This window comes from Roseobacter fucihabitans, from assembly GCF_014337925.2.
Classification (GTDB): domain Bacteria; phylum Pseudomonadota; class Alphaproteobacteria; order Rhodobacterales; family Rhodobacteraceae; genus Roseobacter; species Roseobacter fucihabitans.
The window spans coordinates 1,472,038-1,488,997 of the sequence record NZ_CP143423.1; the positions used below are offsets into that span (position 1 = coordinate 1,472,038).

The window sequence follows — 16,960 nt, forward strand, 5'->3', positions numbered from 1 at the left end:
GCAATCACGATACGTAACTTTGATCTCAAGTTTGCTGCAATTCCACAAGCCGATACTTCAGTCAGAGCGCTCGCCAGAGAAACGATTTTGCCAAATCTGACGTTCCTCATCTGTCACTTTCGCAAAAAGGACGTCGGGAACTGAAAATGAGTGCCCTGGTTCCAATTGAGACATAAAGGCTGTCACATCATCGGGCCAATGGGTGCCTTCAATGTTCAGGCACCTCAGAATGGACGCACTGGCGTCAGGTAAAAATGGTGCTGACAAAACTGCGTAGAGATGCGCAAAATTCAATCCAAGCCTGGTCTGCATTGCGGCCATTTCGGGATCTTCCTTAATCGTAGTCCATGGGGCAACGCTTTGAAGATACTCATTTCCACAGACCCAGATAGCCCGCAACTCCTGTGCGGATTTCCGCACTTCCATAGCCTCCATCAGGGCTTCATATTTTGCGCAGCGTTGTGAAATCTCTTCAATCAGCGCGTTTTCGCGAACCCCGTAGGCGACACCAGCCGGAACGGCCTCACCGAATTTTGCACGGCAGAACTTCGTAATGCGACTGATGAAATTCCCCAGCACATCCGCCAAATCCTTGTTCACGGAGCTTTGGAAATTCTCCCAGGTAAATTCCGCATCGCTGTTTTCGGGCGCATGGCTCAGCAGCCACCAGCGCCAGTAATCAGCCGGGAGCAATTCCAAGGCCTGGTCCATAAAAATCCCACGCCCCTGCGAGGTCGAAAACTGGCCGCCATCGTAGTTGAGGTAGTTGAAGGATTTCAAATGGTCCACAAGCTTCCAGGGTTCGCCGGACCCAATGAGGGTTGTTGGAAAGCTGAGGGTGTGAAACGGCACATTGTCCTTCCCCATGAATTGGGTATAGCGCACATCCTGCGCGCCCTTATCGATGCGCCACCATCGTTGCCAATCGGCGTCCGACAATCCATTGGTCTCGGCCCATTCACCGGCACAGGCGATATATTCGATCGGGGCATCGAACCAGACATAGAAAACCTTGCCTTCCATTCCGGGCCAATCCTGATCGCCGCGGCGCACCGGAATCCCCCAATCCAGATCCCGCGTAATACCGCGGTCGCGCAGGCCTTCGCCGTCGTGCAGCCATTTTTTTGCGATGGATGTGGTCAGCACAGGCCAATCGGTTTTTGTATCGATCCATTTATCAAGTTCGTCCTTCATCAAGGACTGGCGCAAGTAGAGGTGTTTGGTCTCACGCACTTCCAGATCGGTCGATCCGGAAATGGCCGAGCGCGGATCAATCAGGTCCGTGGGGTCCAATTGCTTTGTGCAATTCTCACATTGATCCCCGCGCGCCTTGTCATATCCGCAATTTGGGCAAGTGCCTTCGATATAGCGATCCGGCAGATATCGCGCGTCCTGGTTGGAATAAACCTGTTTCTCGCTGATTTCTTCGATCAATCCGGCATCGGCGAGCCGCCCTGCAAAATGTTGTGTGAGCGCATGGTTTTGCGCGCTGGACGAGCGACCAAAATGATCAAAGGACAGACGAAACCCGCGGGCGATCTCAGCCTGCACCGCATGCATTTCCGCGCAATATTCGGCCACCGGTTTACCCGCTTTGGCGGCGGCCAATTCGGCGGGGGTGCCATGTTCGTCCGTGGCGCAGAGAAACAGAACCTCATGACCGCGCGCGCGCATGTAGCGGGCAAATAAATCGGCGGGCAATTGGCTCCCGACCAGGTTGCCGAGGTGTTTGATCCCATTTATGTAGGGGATCGCGGATGTGATCAGGTGGCGTGCCATGGCAGGGCCTCTCGTATTTCTACAACTTGCGCTTCCCTCTAGCCCAGCTTGGGCGCAAGAGCCACGGTGAAATCTGCCTTGCGCCAGGATAGCGGCTTATGTGTCGGATTTGGTTTTGCTGCGCCGGATCAACCGACCGATGATAAATGAGGTGCGCGGCGCATAGGTATAGCGTGTGCGTTGTGCAGGCGAGGGTCGAGCGCGCATCCGCGTCAGCCCGAACAGAACCAGCAGGATATGGCCGACGCCCAGCATTACGAACAAGGCCGGTGGGCCGTAGTTTTCGATCAGCAGGGATGCGAAATAGGGTGCCGCGATGGCCCCCAATGCAAAATAGAACATGAGTGCTGCGGAGAGCTCCACGCGTTCATCGTCGCTGGCGAAATCATGTGCGTGTGCTGCGGCGACGGAGTAAATCGGGAAAGTGGTCAGGCCAAAGAGGCCCGCCGTCAACATGATCCCGATCGTGCCGGTTTGGGCGGCGAAAATGGTGATCGCCGAACTGGCGATGGCGGCAATGGACAGCCAGATCAATACCTTGCGGCGGTCATATTTATCCGCGAGCCATCCCACGGGAATCTGCGCCAGCGCGCCGCCAAAAACGAATGCGGTCAGAAAATAAGCAATCTGATCATTGCTCAGCCCCACTTCGGCACCGTAAACCGGCCCGACCATCCGAAAGGAGGCGCTGGACAGGGCGGCGACCAGGACCGCGGCCGCGGCCAGGGGGGAGCGCGCATGCGCGAGGCTTGGACGCAGGCGCGGGGAGGCGGGCGTGTGAGGTTGGCGCACCGTGGTGAGCGTCAGCGGCAACAGCGCCGCGCAGCACAGGATCGCCAACAGGTTGTAGGACACATAAGAGGCGGGTTCCAGAAAGCCGATGAGCATTTGGGCCGCCATAGAGCCGGTCATATCAACCACGCGGTACACGCCCATGGTGCGACCGCGTGTTTCATTGGTCACCTTCGCCTGGAGCCAGGCTTCGATCACCGTGTAACAGCCCGCAACGCAGACACCGGAGGCAATGCGCATCAAGGCCCAGGCATAGGCATCTATGATCAGCATATGGCTCATCAGACCGATGGCCCCGGCAGCAGCAAGGGCGGCAAAGGCGCGGGAGTGACCGACGCTGCCCATCAGGCGGGGAGCCCACCAGCACCCGATGAAAAAGCCAAGAAAATGCGCCGACCCCAGCAGGCCAATTTCCTGTTTGCTGAACCCCAGCGTCAGCCCCGACAACGCATCCAGCGGGCCGACACCACCCGAGGAGAGTTGCAGCAAAATGACGGACAGGAAAAGAGCAGCAAAAGAAATCAGAAGACGCATGATGGCGTCAGGTTTATCCAATCCTGCTGTCGAACCTATGCGTAATTCGACACAAGGCGTCGTTTTTAGCCGCGTCTGCGGATTTCTGCGAAAATATCCAGATCAACCTGATCCTCGACGAGGTTTGGGTATCCGGTGGCACCGAATCGAATGCGGCTCAACGCCCCGGTGAGGTTTATGTTCAGCACCGAAAGGTCATCCGCGGCGGTCCCGGCCGGGCGGGTGAGTTGCGCATTCAGCACCAGGGGGAGCGTGGTGCCACGCAGCGTCAGCTTCCCTTCAATGCGCGCGCCCTCCGAGATGCGCCCCGCGCTGCCCAGCAGGATTTTCGTCGATTGAAACCGCACGATAGGATGATTTTGCGCGTCCAGCACCGAGGGGCTGAGCAGGGCTTGTGTCACGAACAGCACACCGGCTTTGGCGCGCCGGATGTCCGTTGTAACATCCGCACTGGAGGCGGAAAGGTTGGCGATGTCCACACGGATGTCGGCGGTTCGCACCGGCACGGTGCCGGTTTGAGGGCTGCCGCTCACCTTGAAGTTGAAGGCGATGCGCGACTTTTCCGCCACCAGATCATAGGGCGTTGCGCCGGCTTGAGCCTGGCCCGTCAGACTTGTGAGACCTGCGATGACAAACAGGCGTCGGGTCATCAGAAATGACATTGCGATATGCGTCCCTTATTCTGATCCTAGATAATCCTTAATGGTCGATTTCCAAATAAATCATCTGGATTTGATCTCGGCAGGCGGTCTTGATTGTGGCCGTCGTTTTGCTTGGCTCAGCCTGCGCAGGCGGTTAAAATGCAAGAATTGCGATCCGTTTGCAGGGGGCGCGAAGCGGCAAATGCGGTTTGTCCTGTCGCCGGGCATCGGACGTAAGTGTCAAACTTTGCTCCAAATATTGTTAGTTTTGCGTCCAAAGGCATTTGGCAATTAGGTCGCGAATGGCTGTTCCGGCCTGTGACGGATTCAGCAAGGCCGCGAGAGATGATAGCGCGAAAGCGGACCCTGAAAGCGGGTTGACCGACCGGAAGCGATTTGGATGCAGACATATGAAATCTGTATCAAGTTCTTTTCTGTTCTATATCCCCGGTTTGCTCTTTCTATACCTTTTTGAGTGTAAAGCAGCTTGCAGCGACATGGCGTCAAGGTACTGTGCGCGTGCAAAAGCGAGAAAGGCCTACCATGAAGATGAACAAGCTCGGACGGACCAGCATCGAGGTATCGCAATTCTGTCTGGGTTCGATGACGTGGGGGACGCAAAATACCGCGGATGAGGCACATGCTCAAATTGATCGCGCAGTGGACGCTGGTATCAATTTCATCGACACCGCAGAGATGTATCCGGTCAATCCGATCAGCGAGGAAACAATCGGGCGCACCGAGCGAATCATAGGTCTGTGGTTTGAGCGCGACATGCGCAGAGATGAGGTGATCCTCGCCACAAAACACTCCGGTGAAGGGTTGTCTATCGTGCGGGACGGCGCGCCGATCTCATCAAAGACCATTGCGGATACGGTGGAAGGGTCCCTGCGCCGGTTGCGAACGGATTACATTGATCTCTATCAGTTTCACTGGCCCAATCGGGGCAGTTACATGTTTCGCAAGAACTGGGATTTTGACCCTTCCGGGCAATTGATGCTGGACACGCAGGAGCATATGGAGGAGGCGCTTGATGCGCTTCAAAAAGAGGTGAAGCGCGGGACAATCCGCGCCTTTGGATTAAGCAATGAAAGTGCATGGGGCACCACCAAATGGCTGGAAACGGCCGAACGTATGGGCGGGCCTCGGGTCGCGTCGGTGCAGAACGAATATTCCTTGCTGTGCAGGTTGTATGATACGGATATGGCGGAGATGAGCCTTCAGGAAGAGGTGCAGCTTTTGGCGTTCTCACCCCTTGCAGCTGGTTTGTTAACGGGCAAATACCAGGGCGGCAAAGTGCCTGCCAAATCGCGCATGTCGCTGAGTGCGGACCTCGGCGGGCGCAGGACCCCGCGCGCTTTTGAGGCCGTGGCCGCATATCTGGATATTGCCAAACGCCACGGGCTCGACCCGACACAGATGGCGCTGGCATGGTGCAAGACCCGTCCTTTCATGGGTTCCATCATCTTTGGCGCAACGACGATGGCGCAATTGGAAACCTGCCTCGGGGCGGTTGATCTCGATTTGAGCGCAGACGTCATGGCCGAGATCGGTGCGGCGCATCGCCAGCACCCGATGCCGTATTGAGAGGCCCCTTGCTTGATCTGCGCCCGCGTGCCGAAGTGCCAAAACGCTGCCGATAGGCGCGTGCGAAACTCGACTGTGAACCGAACCCGGTGATCAAAGCGATGTCCTGCAAGGGCAACGCCGTCTGTGTCACAAGCCGGTCCGCCTCCACCAGGCGCAGCCCGAGATAGTATGATTGAGGTGTGACACGCAATCTGGCCTTGAACTGGAGTTGCAGCGCCCGCAGACTAAGCCCGAGACGACGGGCAATCATTGCGATCGGCACCGGATGTTCGAGGTTGGCCTGCATGATGTCCTGTGCCCGTGCCGTGAGCCCTGAATGGTCGCTCCCAAGGGGGCGTCGTCCCTGTGGCCTTGTGGGCAACTGGGCCGCATCATAGATGAAGCTCGCCGCGACACTCTCCGATAGATGCGTGCCGAAAAAACCGGCGATCAAGTGAAGCATCATCTCAAGCGCGGGTGCTGCACCGCCACTTGTGAGGCGGCTGCCATCGTCGACAAAACGCGCATCAACGGTGTCAACATTATGAAACTGTTGGCGAAAAGCGTCGAGGTCTTCCCAATGCGTGGTGGCGCGGTGACCGTCCAGCAAACCTGCACGTGCCATAATCCATGGGCCGCCGTCGATCCCGGCCACGTGGCGCGCCTGCGCGGACAGGCGGCGCAGGCTGGCGTGCAACCTGGGCGTGGCTTGCCGCGCCAGATCAAATCCGGCGACGATGATGAGCAAATCGCAAGTGGTGACCAGGTGCAGCGGGGCGGCTGGTACGCACAACCCGCTGGTCAAAGTCACATCTGTTTCGCCGGGCGTTGCAAAGCACCACTGGAAAACCGGTCTTTGGGCATGTCGATTGGCCGCGCGCATCGGATCGACGGTGGCGGCAAAGGAGAGCGTATTCGTTTCTTCGAGGACCAGAACGACTGCCTGAATGATTTCTACGTTTTTCATCAAGTGAGCTTCGTATTTTGAAAAGTCATGGCGCGTGTTTTGGGGCATCTTTGCGTTAACCACAAGGGAGATAGGATATGCCGCTGACCATGAGCCAAGAGGTTTTTATCACCTGCGCTGTGACAGGTTCCGGCGGCACGCAGGACCGCAGCCCGCATGTGCCGCGCTCGCCTAAGCAGATTGCCGAAAGTGCGATTGCAGCGGCCAAGGCGGGGGCGGCCATCGTGCATTGCCATGTGCGCGATCCCGACACCGGCGCGCCGAGCCGCAAGCTGGCGTATTACCGCGAAGTGACGGATCGTATTCGCGCGGCGGATGTGGATGTGGTGCTGAACCTGACGGCGGGCATGGGCGGGGACATGATTTTTGGCGATACCGAAAACCCGCTCCCCCTGAAACACGAGGGAACCGATATGATCGGTGCCACGGCGCGGGTTGCGCATGTGGCGCAGTGTCTGCCGGAAATTTGCACGCTGGATTGTGGCACGATGAACTTTGCCGAAGCCGATTATGTCATGACGAATACGCCCGGTATGTTGCGCGCCATGGGGCGCATGATGACGGACCTTGGCGTGAAACCGGAGATCGAGGCCTTTGACACCGGGCATCTGTGGTATGCCAAGCAACTGGTGGAGGAGGGCGTTCTGAAGGCCCCGGCGCTGGTGCAATTGTGTATGGGGGTGCCTTGGGGCGCGCCCAATGATCTCAATACTTTTATGGCGATGGTGAACAACGTGCCGCCAGACTGGAATTTTTCGGCGTTTTCATTGGGGCGTAATCAGATGGCCTATGTCGCGGCGGCGGTTCTGGCGGGGGGGCATGTGCGCGTCGGACTGGAAGATAACCTATGGCTGGACAAGGGCGTTCTGGCCGAAAACTGGCAACTTGTGGAACGCGCGGGGACGATCATCGAAAACATGGGCGCGCGCGTTATGAACGCTGGCGAGGTGCGCGCGAAACTGGGATTGCTCAAACGAGCACGCCCCGCGTGAGCTCTGCGAAGCTGCCTTTTGCACGGCTTAGCGCGGTCGTGGCCCTTGCCATGATCGGTGCCTGTATGCCGTTTGGGGAAGCCAGGGACGGGATTTATCGCGACGTGAGCGTGCCAATCGGGGCCACGACGCGCTTTGACACAGCGCAGTTCGCCGGGGAGTGGTTCATTGTCGCCCGGTTCGGCGAGACGCCAGAGGGCCGGGTGGTTTTCACACAAAGCCCCGCAAGAAATGCGCTGTCGCTCGCGAGTGACGTGATCCCCGAGCGGGCAGGAACATATGAAATTACCCGCGCGGGTGTGTTGGAAAGCCCGCGCGCGCCCGGCGATACGCTGATTGTCATGTGGGTTGATGAAGGGTTCCGGACTGCGGCAATCGGCACCGGGGAGGGTGATTTTGGTGTCATCCTGAACAGACAGGGTGCCGCGCCGGCTGACCGTTTGGAGGCCGCGGTGGAGGTCTTGGATTTTTACGGCTGGGACACCAGCCAATTGAAAGGAGCACAGCCATGACGCAGACGGCTGCAATAATCGGCGGTGGTGTGATCGGGGGCGGATGGGCCGCGCGGTTCCTGCTCAATGGTTGGGATGTGCGGGTTTTTGACCCTGACCCGGAGGCCGCGCGCAAGATCGGCGATGTTTTGGCGAATGCGCGCCGGTCCTTGCCGGGTCTGCTGGATGTGGCGCTGCCGCCTGAGGGGCAATTGAGTTTTCATGACACCATCGCTGAGGCGGTGACGGGGGCGATCTGGATACAGGAGAGCGTGCCCGAAAGGTTGCAGATCAAGCACGACAGTTTCGCCGCGATCCAGCGGGCTTGTGATCCGCGTGCCGTTATTGGATCCTCCACATCGGGCTTCAAGCCGTCGCAGCTCCAGCAGAACGCGCAAGATCGCGGGCAAATCCTGGTCTGTCATCCTTTCAACCCGGTTTATCTGTTACCCTTGGTCGAGGTCGTGAGCACGGCGCAGAACCCATCAGAGCTTATCGAGACTGCCAAGGGTATTTTATCGCGCGTTGGGATGCATCCGTTGCACCTGAAAAAGGAGATCGACGCGCATGTCGCGGATCGTTTCCTGGAGGCCGTGTGGCGCGAGGCACTCTGGTTGGTCAAGGACGGGATCGCAACAACTGAGGAGATCGATGACGCGATCCGTTATGGGTTCGGTATCCGCTGGGCGCAGATGGGGCTGTTTGAAACCTACCGCGTTGCGGGGGGCGAGGCGGGCATGAAGCATTTCATGGCGCAATTCGGTCCGGCGCTGCAATGGCCCTGGACCAAATTGATGGATGTGCCCGAGTTCACGGAGGAATTGGTCGATCTGATCGCAGGGCAGTCGGATGCGCAATCAGGACATCACACGATCCGCGAATTGGAACGTATCCGCGACAATAACCTCGTAGCGATGATGCGCGCGCTCAAGACGCAGGATTGGGGCGCGGGCGCGCTGCTGGGCGCGCAGGAAAAGGCGATCCGTCAGGGCTCGGAACTGGGGCAAACGGCTGGCGACATCCGCGACCCTGCCGCACCTGTTTTGACGGTGCACCGCGCCGTGCCGCTGGATTGGACCGATTACAATGGGCATATGAATGAGGCGAAATACCTTCAGGCCTTTGGGGACGCGACGGACCGTTTCATGGAACTGATCGGATGCGATGCGGCCTATATCGCCTCGGGCGGCAGTTATTTCACCGCCGAGACGCATATCCGTCACATCGATGAGGTGAACGCCGGTGCTCTCATCGAGATCCGCACACGCGTGCTGGGCGGGGGGGGCAAAAAGATGCACCTGTGGCATGAGATGTATGAGGGCGCGCGATTGCTGGCCACGGGCGAACATTTCCTGCTGCACGTCAGCCTTGAGACTCGCCGCGCGTGCGACGCCAGCCCGGCCCTTGACGCGGCCCTGCGCCGGTTTGCGGACGCCCAAGCCGATCTGTCCCCCCCGGACGGTGCGGGTCGCAGTATTGGTGCGCCGCGATGAAAACCGTTCTGATCACGGCGGGCGGGGCGGGGATTGGGCGCGCCATGGGGGAGGCCTTTGCCGCCCAAGGGTATCAGGTCTGGGTCACGGATGTGGATGAAGACGCCCTTGCGGAATGCCCCGATGGCTGGCACCGGCACGCTTGTGATGTCACTGATGAGAAAGCGTTGCACACCGTGATTTCGGGCATGCCAGGGTTGGACGTCTTATGCGCCAATGCCGGGACCGCGGGACCAACCGCGCGGATCGAAGACATCACCCTTGAGGAGTGGCGCAGCTGTGTGTCGGTCAATCTGGAGGGCGCATTTCTGGCCGCCAAACACGCCACGCCAAAGATGAAAACGGCCGGGCAGGGCGCGATCATTGTGACCTCCTCGACGGCGGGTCTTTATGGCTATCCCAACCGCGCGCCCTACAGTTCGGCCAAATGGGCGGTGATCGGGTTGATGAAGACCCTCGCCATGGAGCTTGGACCTTTTGGTATCCGTGCCAATGCGATCTGTCCCGGTGCCGTCGAAGGGGCGCGCATGGAAACCGTCCTGGCGCGCGAGGCCGAGGCCAAGGGCATGACGCGGGACGCGGTTTATCACGGCTACGCGCGCGGCACCTCGATGCAACGTTTTGTGGAGGTCACAGACATCGCGAATATGGCGGTGTTTCTGGGCTCGGATGCGGCCCGATTGGTGTCGGGTCAGGTCATTGCCGTGGATGGGCATACGGAAAACCCCGATCCGAAACTCTGATCTTTGCCTCTGGCGATGATCCGGGATTTGCGCCATGAGGGAGCATGAATTTTCCGATGCCCGACCTTTGGCTGCTTGTCACCTTTGCGGCGGCGATCTTCCAAACCCTGCGTTTCATGCTTCAAAAGATGCTGGCGACGGCCACGCTGTCTCCCACCGGGGCGACTTTCGCGCGGTTTTTGTACTCGGCACCGCTGGTCGCGCTGATCGTCGCGATCTATCTGCTGCGCACCGACCAGACCCTGCCGCCCCTGACGGCGCAATTCTGGGGCTACGCGCTCAGTGGCGGGCTGGCGCAGATCATCGCCACCATCTGCGTCGTGACCCTGTTTAAATCGCGCAATTTCATTGTTGGCGTGACCCTGATGAAGACCGAAGTGATCCTGTCGGTGGTCATTGGTCTGATGCTGCTGGGCGAAGGGGTGAGCTGGCCCGCTTTCGGCGCAATTGCGCTCGGCTTGGGGGGTGTTCTCTTGCTGTCCACGCCCCCGGATGTGGTCGGCTGGCGCTGGCAGGACATGTGGAACCGGGGCGTTGGTTTGGGTCTGGCATCCGGGACGCTATTTGCGGTTTCCGCAGTGTCTTATCGCGGTGCATCGCTGGAAATCCTGCATGATGATCCTCTGTTGCGGGCAGGGGTCACATTGTCCGTGGTTACAGGCGCGCAAATGATTGCCATGGCCGCCTGGCTTCTGTGGCGCGATGCCCCACAGATCCGCGCTGTCTGGGCCGCGCGGCGCGTTGCGGGATGGATTGGCCTGTTGTCGATGGCCGGATCCTACGGCTGGTTTCTTGCTTTTACGCTGCAAACCGCGGCCTACGTCAAGGCCGTCGGGCAGGTGGAACTTGTCTTCAGCCTGCTTGCATCCGTGCTGTTTTTTCGCGAAAAACCCAGCCTGCGCGAGCTTGCCGGTGTTTCGGTTTTATGTCTTTCGATCCTGACCTTGGTTCTGCTGATCTAAGCGATTTGGCTTGATCTGAGCGCCAATATCCAAAGCCATGCATCGGTCATACGGGAATGGGTTTTCCATATAGACGCAGAAACAGGCTCTCTTCATCGTTATTCTTGAAGAACGGGACGCTGTCGGGCGCATTCTTTTGCTTAAGCCGTCCTTCGATCTCGGCGAGAACCACTTCCGTAATGAAGGGCATGTCAAAGCTGCGCGCGTCCTTTAAAGCCACCCATTGCAGGTGGGATAGCTCATCACTTGCCGCCGAAAAATCATCCAGCGGTGTGCAGATGTGCTCCGCCTCGACGAGGAAAAACCGCGCATCAAACCGCCGCGGTCGTCCCGGCGGCGTTATGGCGCGAAAAACGAATTGCAACTCCGACGCGGCAGGCAGATGCCCGGTCCGCGCAAAACCCTCCCAATCCGAGGGGATTGCAGATGTCCACTGTCCGGCTTTACCCAGCACGAGCCCTGTTTCTTCCCATAACTCGCGGATTGCTGCCACAGGGAGAGCGTGAGAGAGGTCCAGGCGCGCATCCTCCGCCAGGCGACGCGCACAGGGCTGCGTCAAAGGGTGCGCCAACGGGATATTGGCATCACTGTGGTCAACCGCGCCGCCGGGAAAGACGAATTTATTTGGCATGAAAGCGGCCTTCGCCCCGCGTTGCCCCATCAAAATATGCGGATCACGGTCACGATCACGCAAGATAATAACGCTCGCAGCATCGCGAATGGCGGTTTTATCGACCGTATCATTTTTGGTCATTTTTTACCCCTTTGTGATCCAGATCAAGGGGTTGGGGCGTCATGTTCCCCAAATCCACCCATGCCGCGCGCCCATTGATATCCGACGATGGCCCCTTTGAGCCGCGGCAACAGATAAAGCGACAGGCCAACGCAGCCAACCGAAAAAACTGTAAATAGGGTCAGCGGTTCGGGGCGCCAGGTCACAAAGACCAGATGCAGCAGAGGGGCCATCAGATGCCCGACGATCAGAATTGTAAGATAGGCGGGGCCATCATCTGCGCGGTGATGATGCAGATCGAGGCGGCACACTGAACATGTGTCGTTCACCTTGAGATAGGATTTAAGCAACGGGCCGCTGCCACAATGCGGACATTTGCGTCGCCACCCGCGCATCATGGCGCGTTTTGTGTCCCGGGGAGGGTGCTGCGATGTGCTCTGGGCATCGGCACTTGTGGCGGGCGCATGGATCAATCCGGGCTCTTGGTGCGTGGCATCGCTCATCGCGCAGTTCCTTCTTTGGAACTTCTCTGCGCCATTCTGATCAAAATGGAAAGCTTTGTGGGCGTCGCTGCGGCGGGATGTCGCGAAAACATGCTTAAAATGCGCGCCTTTTTCTACCCGTCCAGCCATGGGCAGAGGGGAGGGCGCAAGCCCCGTCGTTTGATAAATGCGACGTATTTTGGGCCGGCGGTCCGTTGTTCGCCTGTTCTGTGACGTGTGAGTGGGTAAGCACTGCTCTTTATAGCCGTCATGGTCACTGGCTTTCCCCGGAAGATAAGGTTCAAGACGGGCTCACAAACAATCACGCCCACAAAACGTGCCACAGTCGTTCAGGCCTCCATTTGAAGCAGACATTGGCGGCTCAGGGCATCCTGCGGGGTCATAGGCTTTGGAATGACCAGAACGAGAGACACGACCCCACGCGGGCTTTCCATTCCGCGCGGGGCTGGTCAATTGATGGTTTTGTGCTGGAGTCGATCAGGCGGCGGGTCGGTTCAGGTTGACCTGATTTCGGCCCTGCATCTTGGCCGCATAAAGCGCCTTATCCGCAGCGTCCAGCAGGATATTGGCATCCTGCGGCGGTTGGGGTTGTTGCGCCGTGCGCAAGCCGCCAAGTGTCACGCCTATGGAAACGGTGACCTTGATCAACTCGCTGCTACCGGGGATTTGAAAACCGCGACCGCCGATTTTACGACACAGCCTGCTGGCCGCAGCGCGGGCCTCTATCAAGGGCGTGGCGGGCATGACAATCAGGAATTCCTCTCCCCCGATCCGGGCGATCAGATCCACACCCCGCAGGTTGTCGCGCAATCTTTTGGCCGTTTCGATGAGCACCGCATCCCCTGATGCATGGCCGTAGAGATCATTGATCTGCTTGAAGTGATCCAGATCCGCCACCATGACCGCAAAACTACGCCCGGTCGCGGCGGAATGCTCGGCCACGCGGCTCAGATGCGGCATCGCATACCGCCGGTTGTGCAGACCGGTCAACGGATCAGATACCGCCGCCTTAAGACCCGTGCGCACGGTGGCGCGCAATTGATCCGCGATTCTTTTGCGTCGCAACATGGCCTTCACCCGCAGGGTCAGCTCCAAAGGCTCAAAGCCATCGGTCATCAAGTCATCCGCGCCAAGATCAAGCGCATAGGCCCCAAGTCCGGGGTCAGAACGCGCCTGCAGCACTAAAATACCGGCATGCCGTGTGATGGCCGTCGCGCGAATCGCCGCCAGCAGGCGCAAGACATCGCTATTTGATGTGTCGTTCTGCCCGAGCGCCAGGATAAAGACGTCTGGCACCTTATCAGGGGCGAGATCGCGCAATGCGGTCTCGGGCGCGGCATATGTCAGGCTGGTGCGCAGTTTCGGACGCAGCGTCACAACCCAGTTATGTGCAATCTGCGCATCACTTCCCACCAGCACCGCACGGCCGGCCGGTCCAAATTCCAATGCTTCCTCAGCAAAGCCCAAAGCGCGCGAGGTGTCATCTCGCATTTGCCATTCGGCTGCGGTATTATGTGCGCGGATCAGGCTGCGCACACGCGCCAGAAGCAAGGTGTCGTCGATGGGCTTCAACATGACATCCTGAACACCGGCTTCCAGCGCCTTGAGACGTGTATCAGCGTTTGGTCGGCACCCCACGACCATCATCGGGATGGCACGCGTTTGCGGGCTGCGCTTGAGGCGGAGGCATAATTCGGCGGCGTCACAATCGGGGAGCGCCATGGCCGAAATGATCAGATCGGGATCATGCCTGAGGGCCGCGACGCAGGCTTCATCCGCCGTTGCAGCATGCACAACCTCGTAGAATGCCGAGGCAAGTTTGACTTTCAGAACGATGCGATTTGTCGAAATCGCGTCTACTATGAGAATTTTGCCCTGCACGCTTTTTGCGTCCTTTTCTGGGTGTTTGACCGCTGGTCGACATTGCGCCGAATTTGGTTAACAAAGGGTTTCGAGTTTGGGACAAATTATGGGCAGATTATCATGACCACGCGGGAATCCGCCGAGGTACTCGCGCTTCAGGTTTTGGGATGGTTGGCAGGCAATGAAGACCTTCTCCCGGTTTTTCTGGGCGCAAGTGGTGCTAGTGAAAACGATGTGCGAATGGGCGCGCGCGACCCGGTTTTTCTGGGCTCTGTTCTGGATTTCATCCTGATGGATGATGCCTGGGTGATGCAGGCCTGTGATGCGCTCCATGTGCCTTATGAGGCGCTATCGCGCGCGCGACAGGCATTGCCGGGGGGTGAGCAGGTGAATTGGACATGAGCGCTATAAAGGGGGTTCTTTTCGACAAGGACGGCACGTTATTTGATTTCGCTACAACTTGGGAGGCCTGGGCCATTGGTTTCCTGGATCGGCTGGCGGATGGCCCTGATGCGGCGGCACATTTGGGTGCGCAGATCGGGTTTGATTATCATGGTGGCCGTTTTACCAAGGATAGTATCGCGATTGCAGGCACGCCCGGGGATGTGGCACTGGCATTGCACCCTCATATGAGCGGGTATACGCAGGAGCAAATTCTCGATCTGTTGAACGATGAGGCGGCAAAAGCCCCCCAAGCAGAGGCCGTGCCGCTTGTGCCGTTCCTGTCCGGTCTGATCGACAGGGGTCTGAGGCTGGGTGTTGCGACCAATGACGCTGAAGCCCCGACACGCGCGCATTTGGATGCGGCCCATATCCTTGATCGATTTGCATTCATCGCGGGATTTGACAGCGGCTACGGTTGCAAACCCGACACCGGCCAGTTGATCGCCTTTGCGCGTGCGATCAGCACCGATACGGCGGCGATTGTCATGGTCGGAGACAGCACGCATGATCTGTTGGCTGGGCGCGCGGCCGGGATGCGATGCGTTGGCGTTCTGACCGGGCTGGCCGAGCGTAGCGTGCTTGAACCCCATGCGGATGCGGTTTTCGATGACATTGGTTTTTTGCCGGATTGGATCGACGCACAACAGGGATGACCGCCACCCTGCATTTCCCGCAGTGATTTAGGCAAAAACGACGATTTAGGTCGCGAATAAGACGGCTCGCCGCGCGCGCTCTGCTCTTTATGGATCAACCGATGCGTAAGGAGCACACAGAGATGACAGAGGCACCCCCCAAGCGCAGAACCCGCGGCGGCGGTCGTGCAGGGGCCGTGATACGGCGCGGGACTTCGGTGATCGAGCAAATGCCGTGGAACCCGCCTGTGAACATCGACCGGCCCACGGAGCCTTTGACCCCCGAGGGCGTGGAGGCCATTCACGACGGCGCGATGCGTATTCTCGAAGAAATAGGTATCGAATTCCTGAACCATGAAGCGCTGGAGATTTTGCGCAAGGCAGGGTGCACAATCAACGGTGAAAACGTCCGTATGGGGCGCGATTTCGTCATGGAATGGATTGCGTATGCGCCGTCGGAATTCACCCTGACGCCGCGCAACCCGGACCGCAAGATCATCATCGGAGGCAAGAACATGGTGTTCGGCAATGTCTCCTCGCCGCCCAACTACTGGGATATGGCGCGGGGCACCAAAGTGCCGGGCACTCGCGAGATGTGTCGCGATCTGCTGAAACTGACGCAGTATTTTAATTGCATCCATTTTGCGGGCGGTTATCCGGTGGAGCCGGTGGATCTGCACGCCTCTGTGCGGCATCTGGATGTTTTATATGACAAGCTGACCCTGACCGATAAGGTCATGCACGCCTATTCGCTGGGCAAAGAGCGGATCGAGGACGTCATGGAAATGGTCCGTATTTCACAGGGGTTGTCACATGAAGAATTCGACGCAAGCCCCAGAATGTACACGAATATCAATTCAACCTCGCCGCTGAAACATGACATCCCGATGCTGGATGGGTGGATGCGTATGGCGCGGCGCGGGCAGGGTCTGGTGGTGACGCCCTTTACGCTGGCCGGTGCTATGGCTCCGGTGACCATGGCGGGCGCGGTGGCGCAATCACTGGCCGAGGCGCTCTGTGCGGTGGTGCTGGCGCAGATCATCAAACCGGGATGCCCGGTTGCGATCGGGACCTTCACCTCCAATGTGGATATGAAATCTGGCGCGCCCGCTTTTGGCACACCGGAATACATGCGCGCAACCCAGATGACCGGGCAGCTATGCAGGCTTTATAACCTGCCGATGCGTTCGAGCGGTGTCTGCGCGGCCAATGTGCCGGACGGGCAGGCGATGTGGGAAACCTCGAACAGTCTTTGGGCCGCGGTGCAATCCGGGACCAATATGGTCTATCATGCGGCCGGTTGGCTTGAGGGTGGCCTGATCGCCAGCCCCGAAAAATTCATCATGGATTGCGAAGTATTACAGCAAATCCAACGCTATATGAATCCGGAAATCGTTGCGACGGGGCCCGATGAAATTGCATTGGACGCGATCAAATCCGTTGGTGACAAGGGCCATTTTTTCGGTATTCAGCACACACAGGATCGGTATAGCACGGCGTTCTACCAACCGTTCTTGAGTGACTGGAAGAATTATGAGGGATGGGAGGCCGCGGGCGCGATCTGGACGCCGGAACGTGCACATCTGATGTTCAAGGAGATTATCGCAAGCTTTGAGCCGCCCGAAATGGATGTCGCGATCCGTGATGAACTGGCCGATTTCGTGGCACGGCGCAAGGCAGAAGGGGGCGCGCCGACCGATTTTTAAAGCGGTTTGCGTTTAATCTGAATTGATTTGTGTTTCCCAAAGGAGTCTTTGTCTGTTTCATTTTCAGTGTGGAGGTGGATGATGGGCAAACCTCTTTCTTTAGATTTTCGGCACCG

Annotated in this window: 16 protein-coding genes; 9 read left to right on the top strand and 7 right to left on the bottom strand. The window is 58.4% G+C overall.

All coding sequences use genetic code 11. The annotated features are described in order from the left end of the window. Positions 1–57: 57 nt before the first annotated feature. The 3 genes from metG to ROLI_RS07340 all read right to left on the bottom strand — a co-directional run bounded on the left by metG (position 58) and on the right by ROLI_RS07340 (position 3,755). Entirely contained in the window at positions 58–1,779 is a 1,722-nt protein-coding gene (gene metG, locus ROLI_RS07330; RefSeq protein WP_187432042.1) for a methionine--tRNA ligase, read from the bottom strand. Positions 1,780–1,875: 96 nt separating this feature from the next. Further along, complete coding sequence (locus ROLI_RS07335; RefSeq protein WP_187432041.1) at positions 1,876–3,105, bottom strand: MFS transporter; 1,230 nt, start codon at positions 3,103–3,105, stop codon at positions 1,876–1,878. A 65-nt stretch (positions 3,106–3,170) separates the two neighbouring features. Next, positions 3,171–3,755, bottom strand: coding sequence for a YceI family protein (locus ROLI_RS07340; RefSeq protein ID WP_338469248.1), 585 nt, complete (start codon positions 3,753–3,755; stop codon positions 3,171–3,173). 534 nt (positions 3,756–4,289) lie between these two features. Between ROLI_RS07340 and ROLI_RS07345 the strand changes: the two genes are divergently transcribed. Continuing rightward, the gene (locus ROLI_RS07345; RefSeq protein ID WP_187432039.1) at positions 4,290–5,333 is read left to right on the top strand and encodes an aldo/keto reductase; all 1,044 of its coding nucleotides are present in this window, start codon (positions 4,290–4,292) and stop codon (positions 5,331–5,333) included. Here the strand turns inward: ROLI_RS07345 and ROLI_RS07350 are convergent. Then, positions 5,284–6,282 carry a GlxA family transcriptional regulator gene (locus ROLI_RS07350; protein WP_187432038.1) on the bottom strand — a complete coding sequence of 333 codons (999 nt, stop codon included), beginning with the start codon at positions 6,280–6,282 and terminating at the stop codon, positions 5,284–5,286. The two genes, ROLI_RS07345 and ROLI_RS07350, sit on opposite strands and share 50 nt — an antisense overlap. Before the next feature lie 77 nt (positions 6,283–6,359). Between ROLI_RS07350 and ROLI_RS07355 the strand changes: the two genes are divergently transcribed. From ROLI_RS07355 to ROLI_RS07375, 5 genes are read left to right on the top strand one after another with little or no spacing between them, the layout of a single operon-like run. Then, positions 6,360–7,274: a 3-keto-5-aminohexanoate cleavage protein gene (locus ROLI_RS07355; RefSeq protein WP_187432037.1), complete on the top strand. Its 915-nt coding sequence runs from the start codon at positions 6,360–6,362 to the stop codon at positions 7,272–7,274. After that, positions 7,271–7,786 carry a hypothetical protein gene (locus ROLI_RS07360; protein WP_187432036.1) on the top strand — a complete coding sequence of 172 codons (516 nt, stop codon included), beginning with the start codon at positions 7,271–7,273 and terminating at the stop codon, positions 7,784–7,786. The genes ROLI_RS07355 and ROLI_RS07360 overlap by 4 nt, the downstream gene beginning before the upstream one ends. Continuing rightward, a complete protein-coding gene (locus tag ROLI_RS07365; RefSeq protein ID WP_187432035.1) occupies positions 7,783–9,258 on the top strand; it encodes a carnitine 3-dehydrogenase in 1,476 nt (491 codons plus the stop codon). The genes ROLI_RS07360 and ROLI_RS07365 overlap by 4 nt, the downstream gene beginning before the upstream one ends. Next, entirely contained in the window at positions 9,255–10,001 is a 747-nt protein-coding gene (locus ROLI_RS07370; RefSeq protein ID WP_187432034.1) for an SDR family oxidoreductase, read from the top strand. The genes ROLI_RS07365 and ROLI_RS07370 overlap by 4 nt, the downstream gene beginning before the upstream one ends. A 44-nt stretch (positions 10,002–10,045) precedes the next feature. Then, complete coding sequence (locus ROLI_RS07375; RefSeq protein WP_187432033.1) at positions 10,046–10,963, top strand: DMT family transporter; 918 nt, start codon at positions 10,046–10,048, stop codon at positions 10,961–10,963. Between the two features lie 46 nt (positions 10,964–11,009). Here the strand turns inward: ROLI_RS07375 and ROLI_RS07380 are convergent, their stop codons facing one another. The 3 genes from ROLI_RS07380 to ROLI_RS07390 form a co-directional block, all read right to left on the bottom strand. Continuing rightward, entirely contained in the window at positions 11,010–11,717 is a 708-nt protein-coding gene (locus ROLI_RS07380; RefSeq protein ID WP_187432032.1) for an NUDIX hydrolase, read from the bottom strand. A gap of 23 nt (positions 11,718–11,740) precedes the next feature. Further along, positions 11,741–12,094, bottom strand: a complete 354-nt coding sequence (locus tag ROLI_RS07385; RefSeq protein ID WP_262386686.1) for a DUF983 domain-containing protein — start codon at positions 12,092–12,094, stop codon at positions 11,741–11,743. 582 nt (positions 12,095–12,676) lie between these two features. Beyond that, complete coding sequence (locus ROLI_RS07390) at positions 12,677–14,080, bottom strand: diguanylate cyclase (RefSeq protein ID WP_187432030.1); 1,404 nt, start codon at positions 14,078–14,080, stop codon at positions 12,677–12,679. 99 nt (positions 14,081–14,179) lie between these two features. On the opposite strand from ROLI_RS07390, the gene ROLI_RS07395 reads away from it, so the two are divergent. The 3 genes from ROLI_RS07395 to ROLI_RS07405 all read left to right on the top strand — a co-directional run bounded on the left by ROLI_RS07395 (position 14,180) and on the right by ROLI_RS07405 (position 16,844). Further along, positions 14,180–14,464 (top strand): DUF3572 domain-containing protein, encoded by a 285-nt coding sequence (locus ROLI_RS07395; protein WP_187432044.1) that lies wholly within the window; start codon positions 14,180–14,182, stop codon positions 14,462–14,464. Continuing rightward, positions 14,461–15,159 carry an HAD family hydrolase gene (locus tag ROLI_RS07400; protein WP_187432029.1) on the top strand — a complete coding sequence of 233 codons (699 nt, stop codon included), beginning with the start codon at positions 14,461–14,463 and terminating at the stop codon, positions 15,157–15,159. The genes ROLI_RS07395 and ROLI_RS07400 overlap by 4 nt, the downstream gene beginning before the upstream one ends. Before the next feature lie 122 nt (positions 15,160–15,281). Further along, positions 15,282–16,844: a trimethylamine methyltransferase family protein gene (locus ROLI_RS07405; RefSeq protein WP_187432028.1), complete on the top strand. Its 1,563-nt coding sequence runs from the start codon at positions 15,282–15,284 to the stop codon at positions 16,842–16,844. Positions 16,845–16,960 lie beyond the last annotated feature (116 nt).